At 73.3% G+C, this 12,317-nt stretch carries 9 protein-coding genes; 7 read left to right on the top strand and 2 right to left on the bottom strand.

The genetic code is table 11. The features are described from left to right. Nucleotides 1-72 precede the first annotated feature (72 nt). Both ACIOJE_RS33775 and ACIOJE_RS33770 read left to right on the top strand, forming a co-directional pair. Nucleotides 73-1,644, top strand: a complete 1,572-nt coding sequence (locus ACIOJE_RS33775) for an HtaA domain-containing protein (RefSeq protein WP_400781501.1) — start codon at nt 73-75, stop codon at nt 1,642-1,644. Between the two features lie 62 nt (nt 1,645-1,706). Continuing rightward, nucleotides 1,707-3,335 carry an HtaA domain-containing protein gene (locus ACIOJE_RS33770; protein WP_400781498.1) on the top strand — a complete coding sequence of 543 codons (1,629 nt, stop codon included), beginning with the start codon at nt 1,707-1,709 and terminating at the stop codon, nt 3,333-3,335. A 96-nt stretch (nt 3,336-3,431) separates the two neighbouring features. Here the strand turns inward: ACIOJE_RS33770 and ACIOJE_RS33765 are convergent, their stop codons facing one another. Beyond that, a complete protein-coding gene (locus tag ACIOJE_RS33765; RefSeq protein ID WP_280685459.1) occupies nt 3,432-4,100 on the bottom strand; it encodes a biliverdin-producing heme oxygenase in 669 nt (222 codons plus the stop codon). 208 nt (nt 4,101-4,308) lie between these two features. Beyond that, nucleotides 4,309-4,800, bottom strand: a complete 492-nt coding sequence (locus ACIOJE_RS33760) for an inorganic diphosphatase (RefSeq protein WP_030244505.1) — start codon at nt 4,798-4,800, stop codon at nt 4,309-4,311. A gap of 76 nt (nt 4,801-4,876) precedes the next feature. Between ACIOJE_RS33760 and dacB the strand changes: the two genes are divergently transcribed. The 5 genes from dacB to ftsH all read left to right on the top strand — a co-directional run bounded on the left by dacB (nt 4,877) and on the right by ftsH (nt 12,264). Beyond that, on the top strand, nt 4,877-6,508 hold the full coding sequence (dacB, locus tag ACIOJE_RS33755; RefSeq protein ID WP_400781496.1) for a D-alanyl-D-alanine carboxypeptidase/D-alanyl-D-alanine-endopeptidase: 1,632 nt from the start codon (nt 4,877-4,879) through the stop codon (nt 6,506-6,508). Nucleotides 6,509-6,785: 277 nt separating this feature from the next. After that, a complete protein-coding gene (locus ACIOJE_RS33750) occupies nt 6,786-7,961 on the top strand; it encodes a zinc-dependent metalloprotease (protein ID WP_280685461.1) in 1,176 nt (391 codons plus the stop codon). 268 nt (nt 7,962-8,229) lie between these two features. Next, nucleotides 8,230-9,357 (top strand): tRNA lysidine(34) synthetase TilS, encoded by a 1,128-nt coding sequence (gene tilS, locus ACIOJE_RS33745; protein WP_280685462.1) that lies wholly within the window; start codon nt 8,230-8,232, stop codon nt 9,355-9,357. A 70-nt stretch (nt 9,358-9,427) separates the two neighbouring features. Beyond that, nucleotides 9,428-9,982: a hypoxanthine phosphoribosyltransferase gene (gene hpt, locus ACIOJE_RS33740; RefSeq protein ID WP_280685463.1), complete on the top strand. Its 555-nt coding sequence runs from the start codon at nt 9,428-9,430 to the stop codon at nt 9,980-9,982. Nucleotides 9,983-10,209: 227 nt separating this feature from the next. Beyond that, entirely contained in the window at nt 10,210-12,264 is a 2,055-nt protein-coding gene (ftsH, locus tag ACIOJE_RS33735) for an ATP-dependent zinc metalloprotease FtsH (protein ID WP_280685464.1), read from the top strand. Nucleotides 12,265-12,317 lie beyond the last annotated feature (53 nt).

Below are 12,317 nucleotides of genomic sequence, written 5' to 3'. Positions count from 1 at the left end.
CGCAAGGGGGTCGGCAGCACGCCGGACCCTTCCCTTGCCGCGCCCCCGCACCCTGCCGAGGAGTGATCCGCCGTGCCCCTGCCCAGCCGGCTCCGCCGTCTGGCCGCCACCCTGGTGGCCGCCCTCGCCGCCCTGCTGGTGGTGGGCCTGTCACCCGGCCAGGCGGTGGCGGCGGAGGGCAAGGTCGCCGGCGGACGGCTGGACTGGGGGATCAAGCAGTCCTTCCTGACGTACATCACCGGGCCCATCGCCAAGGGAAGTTGGACGCTCACCGGCGGCGCCGCCACGGTCGGCGGCAGCACCTTCCGGTTCCACTCCGCGACCGGTGGCTACGACCCGGCGACCGGCGCACTGACCGCCTCCTTCTCCGGCGACGTCCGGTTCACCGGGCACCAGGAGAACGGTGCCAACGCGCTCGATCTGAGCGTCAGCCGGCTCGGCTTCCGGGCCGTCCAGGGCGGCGCGGCCGGGCTGTACGCCGACGTCAGCAGCAAGTCCAAGGACACCGGGCAGGTCAGCAGCGCGAGCCAGGCCAAGCTGGCCGACCTCTCGCTGGCCGGCGTCGACCTGCGGGGCGCGGCCGGGACCCTGACGCTCAGCAACGTGCCGGGCACCCTCACCGACGCGGGGGCGAAGGCCTTCGGCAACTTCTACCCCGCCGGGACGGCCCTCGACCCGCTCACCCTGTCGGTCAACCTGCCCGCCGCGCAGGCCACGTCCTCGGCCCCGTCCGCTCCGGCGCCGACCGCCGTGCCGTCGCCCTCGGCGGCCGCCGAGACCCCGGCCGCGTCCTCTGCTCCGGCCGCACCGGCCGGTACGCCCGGCACCCGGGCCCCCGCCCGGACCGAGTTCGCCGGCGGCGCCCTCGACTGGGGCGTGCGCCGTACCTTCCGCGACTACGTCACCGGCGCGATCGCCCACGGCCGTTGGGAACTCGGCGTCGGTGCGGCGGACGGCGGCGCCTTCTTCCGCTGGACCCCGGCCAAGGGCCGGTACGACCCCGCGAACGGCGACCTCACCGCCGCCTTCACCGGCACCGTGCGCTTCACCGGCCTGCGCAGCGGCGACACCTACGGCCTGGACCTCACCCTCGCCAACCCGGGTGTCACCGTGTCCGGCGGCCAGGGCCGACTGGTCGCGGACGTCTCCGGCCGCACCCCGGACGGTGCCACCCAGCAGCTCACCGGCGTCGAGCTGGCGGCCTTCGACCCGGTCGGGCTCAAGCCCGAGGGCGGCCTGCTGAAGGCCGTCGAGGTGCCGCTGAAGCTCACCGAGGGCGGCGCCAAGGCCTTCGGCGGCCTCTACCCGGCCGGCACCGAGATGGACCCGCTGAGCTTCGCCGTCGCGCTCGACCCGGCGGCCGCGCTGCCCCCGCTGCCCGATCTCGGCAGTGCCCCGGCCACCGCGCCGAGCGCCACCGCGAGCCCCGCCGCGAGCCCCGCCGCCGGGCCCGTCGCCGCGTCCTCCTCGGACGGCTTCCCGGTGGCGGCCGTGGTCGGTGGCGCGGTGCTGGTGGCCGTGCTCGCCGCGACCAGTGGCCTGCTCGTCCGGCGCCGCCGCGCGGCCGCCGCGCCGGTCGCGGGCGCCGAGGCCGGCACCGGCTCCGGCCCCGGTGCCGCGCCGGGCCCCGACAGCGTGGCCTGATCCCCTCCGGAGCGTCTCCCCCCGCGCTCTCCCCCTCGCCCCACCCGAACGGAGTAACCACCATGTCCCGCAACCGCACCCGGCTGGCCGCCCTCGCGGCCGCCACCGTCGGCCTCGGCCTGACCGCCCTCGGCGCCCCCGCGCTGGCGTTCGGCGCGGGCGGCCCCGGCAGCGTCACGTACGACACCGGCGCGCTGGACTGGGGCGTGAAGGCCAGCTTCCGCACCTACATCAGCGGTCCGGCCTCCCAGGGCGGTGCGATCGAACTGACCGGCGGCGCCACCACCAACGCCGACGGCACCTTCCACTTCGGCCTGGCGAACGCCACGTACGACCTCGCCACCCACGCGCTCAGCTCCTCCTTCACCGGCGGGGTCCACTTCACCGCCCACCACGGCGCACTGGACGTCGCGATCAGCGAGCTCAAGATCACCACCGCCGGGACGACCGGCACGCTCACCGCCGACACCGCGTCCAAGGAGGCGATGGGCGCCACCGAGATCACCCGGCGGGAGGACGTGCCGCTGGTGACGTTCACCGTCGGGCGGGACACCACCACCGGGGTGCCGACCGCGGCCAAACTGACCGAGCAGGGTGCCAAGGCCTTCGCGGGCTTCTATGCGGCCGGGGCGGACATGGACCCGCTGTCGCTGCTGCTGAAGCAGAGCCCGGCGACGCCGTCGCCGACCGCCACGGCCACCTCCTCGCCGTCCGCCACGGCCACCTCCTCGCCGTCCGCCACCGGCACGCCGTCGACCACGCCGTCGGCCACCGGCACGCCGTCCGCGACGCAGTCGCCGAGCGGCACCTCCTCGCCGTCCGCGAGCACGACCCCGTCCGCGAGCACGACCCCGTCCGCGAGCGCCACCCCGTCCGCGACCGGGAGCCCCGCGCCCACCACCGCGCCGGGTCGGCTGCCCGTGGTGAACGGCACCCTCGACTGGACGGTCAAGGAGAGCTTCCGCGCGTACCTGGCCACCCCGATGGCGAGCGGCAAGGTCGAGTTCGGCGGCGGCGCGGCCGACTACCGCTTCGGCGGCGCCACCGGCGGCTACAACACCGCCGACCACTCGCTGACCGCCGCGTTCAACGGCTCGGTGCGCTTCCTCGGCCACCCCGGCAAGGACGGCTGGGCGCTCGACACCACGCTCTCCAAGCTGGGCCTGACGATCGACCAGGGCGGCGCCTTCCTGACCGCCGACGTGAACGGCAAGTCCCCCGACGGCAAGGCGACGTCGCTGAGCGGCGCGCGGATCGCCAAGCTGGAGGTGCCCGCCGCCGCCCTGCAGCCGGTCAACGGCGTGGTGACGCTCTCCGGCGTCCCGGCCACGCTCACCGCCGAGGGCGTCCCGGTGTTCTCCAACTACCCGGCGGGCACGGCCCTGGACCCGGTCAGCGCCACCCTGGCGTTCGACAAGGACGCCGAGCTCCCGGCCACCCCGTCGGCCGGCGGGTCCGGCACCGGCGCCAACCAGGTGGCCGGAGGCCAGGGTTCGGGCACCGGCACGGTCGGCGGCGCCTCGCTGACGACCGGCAGCGGCCTGAGCGGTACGGGCGGCGCGGGCGGCGTGTTGGCCGCCACCGGCTCGGACACCCCGGTGGTCCCGCTGCTGGCCACTGCGGCCGGTCTGCTGCTGGTCGGCGGCAGCGCCACCGTTCTGGTGCGCAACCGGCGCGGCGCGCGCTCCTGACGCACCCCCGGGACGCGCGACGGCCCCGGCGAGCAACTGCTCGCCGGGGCCGATCCGTTCGTGCCGCCGATCCCTTGGCGTGACGGGGAGAAACGTTCAGGCACTCAGCGGGTAGCGCGCGTCCAGGTCCCGGAAGACGGCGCCGTTGAGCACGAAGGCCCGCTTGCACTCCTCGACCACCCGGCGGCGCTCGACCTCGTCCATCGCCAGCCCGGCCGCGTCCAGCCGGGCCCGGTACTCACGCTTGAAGGCGGCCGGGTTGTCGACCTCCTCGAAGACGTAGAACCGCACGCCGTCGCCCTTGCGCTCGAAGCCCCAGGTCTTCTCGGCCACCCCGCGGATGATCTGGCCGCCGGACAGGTCGCCCAGGTAGCGGGTGTAGTGGTGCGCGATGTACCCGGCCGGCCACGTCTCGGCCAGTTCCTCCACCCGTGCGACGTACGCGGCCGTGGCCGGCAGCGGCTCCAGCCCGTCCCGCCAGTGCGGCCCGCGCAGGTGCGCCAGGTCGCGCTCGATGGCGGCGGTGCGCAGCAGCGCCCGGTCGATGAAGGGCCCGGCGAGCGGGTGCCGCGCCAGTTGTCCGGCTCGGCTCTCCAGGGCTTGGTAGACGTACCAGAGCTGGCCGGTGAGGTCGGCGTACGCCTCGATTCCGAGCCGTCCACCCAGCAGGTGGCTCATGAACGAGGACTGCTCCGCGGCCTCGTGTTCCTGGCTGCTGGCGGTGCGGAGCGCGGTGGAGAACGGGACGGGCTCGGGCGTGGGCATGTGTGGCCTCCAGGGATCGGATTCGCCCCCGACAGTTATGGTTAGCCTAACCTAATCAGGCGTCATGCCGACAGCCTGTCGGTAAAACGGTCGCACCGGCCCCGGGATACGGCAAAGGCCGGGGCCCGCGGACGAATCCGCGAACCCCGGCCTTCGGCTGCCCCGACCTACCTCGAACTTCCTGGTCGAACGAGATCGGAACGACGGCTCAGTGGCCGCCCTGCTCCGCCAGACGCTTGATCGAAGCGGTGACCTCGGCCTCGGCCTCGGCGCGGCCGACCCAGTTGGCGCCCTCGACGGACTTGCCCGGCTCCAGGTCCTTGTAGACCTCGAAGAAGTGCTGGATCTCCAGGCGGTCGAACTCCGACACGTGGTGGATGTCCCGCAGGTGCTCCCAGCGCGGGTCGGTCGCCGGGACGCACAGCAGCTTGTCGTCGCCGCCGGCCTCGTCGGTCATCTGGAACATGCCGATGGCGCGGCACTTGATGAGGCAACCCGGGAAGGTCGGCTCGTCCAGGATCACCAGCGCGTCCAGCGGGTCGCCGTCCTCGCCGAGCGTGCCCTCGACGTAGCCGTAGTCGGCCGGGTAGCGAGTCGAGGTGAAGAGCATCCGGTCGAGCCGCAGACGGCCGGTCTCGTGGTCGACCTCGTACTTGTTACGAGAGCCCTTCGGGATTTCGATAAGGACGTCGAACTCCAACGGTTCCTCCAAGGTAGGGACTGACAGAATCCAAGTGTCTCCTACGGGAGTGAGTGCTCAGGAAAGGGGCCGGTCGGTGGGAGCAGGGGTCGGGGCGGCGCGCCGCCGCAGGGGGACGACCGCCGGACTGTTCGGGGCGGCGCTGCTGGTCGCCGGAACGGTCCTGACCTCGGGCGGAGCGTACGCACAGCCCTCCCCGAACCCGAGCGGCCACAGCACCGAGCACGGCGAGGGCGACGACCGGGACGACCGGGACGGCCGGAAGGGTGAGCACGGGAAGGGCGACGGCAAGCCCAAGGCGGGCGACCCCGCGACCACCCGCCCGGCCGAACAGCCCGCCGGGCCCGGTACCGCCGCCGGATCCACCCCCACCGCCCCGGGCCCTACGGGCTCCGCCCCCGCCCCGAGCGGCAGCGCCCGCCCGGCCCCCGCCCCCGGCGCCGTCCTGGCCACCGTCGAGGCCGGTGGCGCCGCCGCCGCACCCACCGCCCAGGGCCTCCAGCAGGCGCTCGCGACCGTCCTCGCCGACAAGAGCCTCGGCACCGTCACCTTCGCCGTCGCGGACGCCGTCGACGGCCAACTCCTGTACGGCTCCGGCGAGAACACCCCGGCCACGCCCGCCTCCACGACCAAACTGGCCACCTCGATCGCGGCCCTGGCGCTGATCCCCGGCGACACCCGGCTGACCACCCGGGTGGTCCAGGGGGCGGAGCCCGGCACGATCACCCTGGTCGGCGGCGGTGACCCGACGCTCACCGCGCTGCCCGCCGACCAGGTGCAGATCGGCGGGCAGGCCGCCGACGCCGACACCGCCCCCGCCTCGCTCGACGCCCTGGCCCGGCAGACCGCCGCCGCCCTCAAGGCCGCCGGCACCACCACCGTCAAGCTCGACTACGACCTGTCGATGTACGCGGGCAACCCGCAGCACAAGAACCACGACGCGCAGAACATCGCCCTGGTCGTCCCGCTGATGATCGACGAGGGCAAGGTCGACCCCAAGAGCCGCGACGAGGCGCCGGCCCGGGTCGCCGACCCGGCCGGGAGCGCCGCCGAGAGCTTCGCCGCCCTGCTCAGGGCCCAGGGGGTCACCGTCGACGGCAAGGCCAAGCCCGCCGCCGCCCCGGCCGCACCCGGCGCCGCCGTCCTCGGCCGGGTGGACTCGCCGACCGTCGCCCGGCTGGTCGAGCGCCTGCTCACCACCTCCGACAACCAGCTCGCCGAGGCGATGGCCCGCCAAGTCGCCCTCGCCGCCCACCAACCGGCCGGCTTCGAGGGCGCCGCCACCGCCGTCACCCAGGAACTCGCCAAGCTCGGTGTCCCGATGGCCGGCGTGGTCCTCAACGACGGCAGCGGCCTGAACCCGGACAACGCGATACCGCCGGCCGTCCTGGTCCGACTCCTCGCCCTGGCCGCCTCCGACCAGCACCCGACCCTGCGCCCGATCCTCACCGGCCTGCCCATCGCCGGCTTCACCGGCACCCTCGGCAAGCGCTACGGCTCCGGCTCGGGCGCCGCCGACGCGGCCGGCCTGATCCGCGCCAAGACCGGCACCCTCAGAGGCGTCAACACCCTCGCCGGCACCGTCGTCGACGCCGACGGCCGCCTCCTCACCTTCGCCGTCATGACCCGCACCACCGCCCCCGCCGACACCGCCCGCGCCGCCATGGACCGCATCGCCGCCCGCCTCACCACCTGCGGCTGCCACTGACCCACCCGCACCGTCAGCGGGCGTCGGAAAGGATCGGGACCCCGAAGGCCCTGGCGCCGCCGACCTTGCTGCGCTTCCGTTGCACCCCGCCCCACCGGCTGCTTCCTCGCCCTGCCGGCGAGCCTCGCCAGGTGGCCACGACGGCCGCGCGGGCGGCCGGTGCAGGGTGCGGCCCGGGTGGGGGCATCCGCCGGGGGCACGGGGGGTGGACGTGCGGGCTGAGGGTGTTCGGGACGGGTGGCTGCCGTCGGCGGGTGGGAGCACGTACGGTGAGGGCATGACGAGCGCGAGTGGCGGTGCTGGCATGGTCGACTGGAATCTCGCGGTCGCAACCGCGACCAGGTTGGTGCGGCCGGGGCCGGAGGTGAGCCGGGCGGAGGCGGCGGCGGTGGTCGCCGAACTGCGCCGGCACGCGCTGGAGGCCGAGGAGCACGTCCGGGCGTTCACGGGGATGCGGTCGAGCAGTCTGGCGGCGGCCGCCGCGACGCCGGTGCTGGTGGTGGACCGTCCGGGCTGGGTGCGGGCGAACGTGGCCGGCTTCCGCACGGTGGTCCAGCCGCTGGTGGAGAAGCTCCAGGCGCGCCGGGCGAGCAGTCCGACGGCGGGGGTGTTCGGCGCGGTGGGGGAGAAGGCCACCGGGATCGAGGTGGGCGCGCTGCTGGCGTTCCTCGCCGGCAAGGTGCTCGGCCAGTACGAGACCTTCGCCCCGGCGGAGCCTTCGCTGGAGGCCCCGGACAGCCCGGCGGCGCTGTTCGACAAGCCGCGGCTGGGGCCGGAGGGGCCCGGCCCCGGCCGGCTGCTGCTGGTGGCGCCGAACATCGTGCACGTCGAGCGGGAGCTGGACGTCGACCCGTCCGACTTCCGGCTCTGGGTGTGCCTGCACGAGGAGACGCACCGCACGCAGTTCACCGCGGTGCCGTGGCTGCGGGACCACATCCAGTCCGAGGTGCAGGCGTTCCTGGCGGAGACGGACGTGGATCCGGGCGCCCTGCTGGACCGGCTGCGGGACGCGGCGGGCTCGCTCGGCGGCGGGCTGCCGGGTGTCGGGGGCCGGGAGGGCCTGCCCTCGGCGGGGCTGATGGAGATCGTCCAGTCGCCCGCCCAGCGCGAGATCCTGAGCCGGCTGACGGCGGTGATGTCGCTGCTGGAGGGCCACGCGGACGTGGTGATGGACGGGGTCGGCCCGGCGGTGGTGCCGACGGTGGCGGAGATCCGGGAGAAGTTCCAGCAGCGCCGGGACCGCGGCGCGAACCGGCTGGACCTGCTGTTGCGCCGGCTGCTCGGCATGGACGCCAAGCTGCGCCAGTACCAGGACGGCGCGGTGTTCGTGCGCGGGGTGGTGGAGCAGGTCGGCATGGAGGGCTTCAACCGGGTGTGGACCTCCCCGAACACGCTGCCGACCAAGGAGGAGATCCACGACCCGGCCGCCTGGGTCGCCCGCGTCGCCCGCTGACGGCGTCCGGCCGCCGCTGGACGCGCGGTGGTCGGCGGTGGTCAAACCCGCTCGTACGAGTGGTCCAATCGGGCAGACCGAGGGTGAAGATACGTTTCTCCATTCACCCGAACGTGGGACGGTGGTCGTACCGGTGGCGCGGGTGGCGTAGCGGGTCGCTGCTTTCTGCCACCATCTGTGAGCGCCCGGTAACAGGGCGCTCATGCGAGGTGCGCGGCCCGGCCGCGCGAACCGCAGTCCTGTCCCCTCCGTCGAGGAGTCGTCCGCCGTGGGCCCTCACCCCGCCGTCGCCGCGATACGTCTGGCCGTTCGCCGCACGCTCACCGACCTCGCCGCCGAGGCCGGTACCACCTTCACCGCGCCCGTGCGCGAGCCCCGCGAGCGCCCGGCCGGGGTGCCGCTGGTGGGTGCCGCCGTCGGCACCACCCTGATCGGCAACGCCGCGCGCCACCCGTCCGGGCTGCCCCGGACCCCGGCCGCCCCCGGCTCGCCGCTGGTGCTGGTCGCCGTCAGCGGCGGCGCCGATTCGATGGCGCTGGCCATCGCCGCCGCCTTCGAGGCCCCCAAGATCGGCCTGCGGGTCGGCGCCGTCACCGTGGACCACGGCCTGCAGCCCGGCTCCGCCGACCGGGCCGCCCAGGTGGCCGAACGACTGCGCTCGCTCGGCCTGGACCCGGTCGAGGCGATCCCGGTGCACGTCGGCCGGTCCGGCGGCCCGGAGGCCGCCGCCCGGGACGCCCGCTACGCGGCCCTGGACGAGGCCGCCGAGCGGCTCGGCGCGGTCGCCGTGCTGCTCGGCCACACCCGGGACGACCAGGCCGAGACGGTGCTGCTGGGCCTGGCCCGCGGCTCCGGCTCCCGCTCGCTGGCCGGGATGCCTGCGCAGAAGGGCCGCTACCGCCGCCCGCTGCTGGAGCTGGACCGGGCCGCCACCCGGCAGGCCTGCTCCGCCCAGGCGATCCCGGTCTGGGACGACCCGCACAACTGTGACCCTGCCTACACCCGCTCCCGGGTCCGGCACGAGGTGCTGCCGGTGCTGGAGAAGCACCTGGGCGGCGGCGTGGTGGAGGCGCTGGCCCGGACCGCCCGGCTGTTCCGGGACGACGCCGACGCCCTCGACCAGTGGGCCTCTTTGGCCGAACGCGACCTCCGGACCGGCGACGGGGCCCTGGACGCCGTGAAACTCGCCGAACTCCCCCCCGCGGTCCGCCGCCGGGTGCTGCGCCGGGCCGCGCTGCGGGCGGGCTGCCCGGCCGGGGACCTGTTCGCGCGGCACCTGGAGACGATCGACCTGCTGGTCACCGGATGGCGCGGTCAGGGGCCGCTGCACCTACCCGGGGGCGTCGAGGCCACCCGCAGGTGTGGCACGCTGGTCTTTCGGCGGCAGGGCGACTGACGGGCGGGCATGTCCCGGGGTAGCCGGCCGCCGGCCACACAGACCCCGAACGTTTGAGGACGTATCCCCGGTGGACCAGAACGACATGGGCGCTGACCTCGCGAAGGTGCTCATCAGCAAGGACGAGATCGACGCCAAGCTCCTGGAGCTGGCCGAGCGCATCGACCGGGACTACGCAGGCAAGGATCTGCTGATCGTCGGCGTCCTCAAGGGGGCCGTGATGGTCATGGCCGACCTGGCCCGTACCCTGCACTCGCAGGTCACCATGGACTGGATGGCGGTGTCCTCCTACGGTATGGGCACCAAGTCCTCCGGGGTCGTCCGCATCCTGAAGGACCTGGACACCGACATCGCCGGCCGGGACGTCCTGATCGTCGAGGACATCATCGACTCCGGTCTGACCCTGTCCTGGCTGCTGGGCAACCTGGGTTCGCGCGGTCCGGCCTCGCTGGAGGTCTGCACCCTGCTGCGCAAGCCGGACGCGGCCAAGGTCGAGATCGACGTGAAGTACGTCGGTTTCGACATTCCGAACGAGTTCGTGGTCGGCTACGGGCTGGACTACGCGGAGAAGCTGCGTAACCTGCCCTTCATCGGGACGCTCGCCCCGCACGTCTACGGGGGCTGAGCGCCCGTTCGGGCTACGGGTGGGAACAGGAGTCGGTTCCCGCCCGTTGGACCGGGGGGACAAAGAACGACAGCCGTGTCGCTGCGCTCCCGCCACGGGCGGGTGCGACTGCGGTACGGTCCATTAAAACCGCTCTTCACATGAGCACCGACCCGATGCGCCGCGGCCCCCCAGCCCCCCGGCGCCGTTGAGTGGCAGGAGGGACGGGGCGGCAACGCCCCGCATGGATGGACGTCAAGCGATACTTCCGTGCGCCGATCATGTGGATCGTGCTGGCCGTCCTCGCCGTCATCGTGCTGATGCAGGTCGTTTCGGATTCGAACGGCTACAAGACGGTGGACACCGGGCAGGTCGTCGCAGCGATCGATGCCAAGCAGGTCAAGTCGGCGCAGATCACCACTGGTGACTCGAACACGATCAAGATCCAGCTGAAGGACGGCGCCACGCTGTCCAACGCCGGGACCGGCAAGCAGCCGTCCGGCAGCAAGTTCCAGGCCTCGTACATCGGCGACCAGGGTGTTGCGATCGCCGACAAGCTCCAGGCCCAGATCAACGACAACGACTCGAGCACGCTCGCCGAGGGCTACACCATCAGCCCCGAGAAGCAGAGCACCTTCGTCAGCCTGCTGCTGTCGATGCTCCCGATCGTCATCATCGTCCTGGTCTTCCTGTTCCTGATGAATCAGATGCAGGGCGGCGGCTCCCGGGTCATGCAGTTCGGCAAGTCCAAGGCCAAGCTGCTCACCAAGGACACCCCGAAGACGACCTTCGCGGACGTCGCGGGTGCCGACGAGGCGGTCGAGGAGCTCCACGAGATCAAGGAGTTCCTGCAGGAGCCGGCCAAGTTCCAGGCCGTCGGCGCCAAGATCCCCAAGGGTGTGCTGCTCTACGGCCCGCCCGGTACCGGCAAGACCCTGCTGGCGCGTGCCGTCGCGGGTGAGGCCGGGGTGCCGTTCTACTCGATCTCCGGCTCGGACTTCGTCGAGATGTTCGTGGGTGTCGGCGCCAGCCGCGTCCGCGACCTCTTCGAGCAGGCCAAGGCGAACGCCCCGGCGATCGTCTTCGTCGACGAGATCGACGCCGTCGGCCGGCACCGCGGTGCGGGTCTGGGCGGCGGCCACGACGAGCGCGAGCAGACCCTCAACCAGCTGCTGGTCGAGATGGACGGCTTCGACGTCAAGGGTGGCGTGATCCTGATCGCGGCCACCAACCGCCCCGACATCCTGGACCCGGCGCTGCTGCGCCCGGGCCGCTTCGACCGCCAGATCGCGGTGGAGCGCCCCGACCTCCAGGGCCGGCTGGACATCCTCAAGGTGCACCAGAAGGGCAAGCCGATCGCGCCCGACGTCGACCTCTCGGCCGTCGCCAAGCGCACCCCCGGCTTCACCGGCGCGGACCTGTCGAACGTCCTCAACGAGGCCGCGCTGCTGACCGCCCGCTCGGACAAGAAGCTGATCGACAACGGCATCCTGGACGAGGCGATCGACCGCGTCGTGGCCGGTCCGCAGAAGCGGACCCGGATCATGTCGGAGAAGGAAAAGAAGATCACCGCGTACCACGAGGGCGGCCACGCCCTGGTGGCGGCGGCGTGCCCCAACAGCGACCCGGTGCACAAGATCACCATCCTGTCCCGCGGCCGGGCCCTCGGCTACACCATGGTGCTGCCGGACGAGGACAAGTACTCCACCACCCGCAACGAGATGCTCGACCAGCTGGCCTACATGCTGGGCGGGCGCGCGGCGGAGGAGCTGGTCTTCCACGACCCGACCACCGGCGCCTCGAACGACATCGAGAAGGCCACCGCCACGGCGCGGGCCATGGTCACCCAGTACGGCATGACCGAGCGCCTCGGTGCGATCAAGTTCGGCTCGGACAACTCGGAGCCGTTCCTGGGCCGTGAGATGGGCCACCAGCGCGACTACTCGGAAGAGGTCGCCGGGCTGGTCGACGAAGAGGTCAAGAAGCTCATCGAGAACGCGCACAACGAGGCCTGGGAGATCCTGGTCGAGAACCGCGACGTGCTCGACAACCTGGTTCTGGAGCTCCTGGAGAAGGAGACCCTGAACAAGGAGCAGATCGCCGAGATCTTCAAGCCGATCGTCAAGCGCCCGGCCCGGCCGGCCTGGACGGGTTCCTCCCGTCGCACGCCGTCCACCCGGCCCCCGGTGCAGTCCCCGAAGGAGCTGGCGCTCACCAACGGCGCCGCCACGGTCGACACCGCCCCGGTGGACATCGTGAAGCTCCCGCCGCTGCCGACCGCGGAGCCGCCCGCGGAGGGCTGAGCCCGCCGCACCGTACGGAATGGATGCCGCGTCACCGGGGTTTGTACCCTGGA

The sequence above is a fragment of the Kitasatospora sp. NPDC087861 genome (assembly GCF_044742585.1).
GTDB lineage: Bacteria > Actinomycetota > Actinomycetes > Streptomycetales > Streptomycetaceae > Kitasatospora.
The sequence above is the reverse complement of the archived record's forward strand: the minus strand, read 5'-3'. Positions and strand labels throughout refer to the sequence as shown.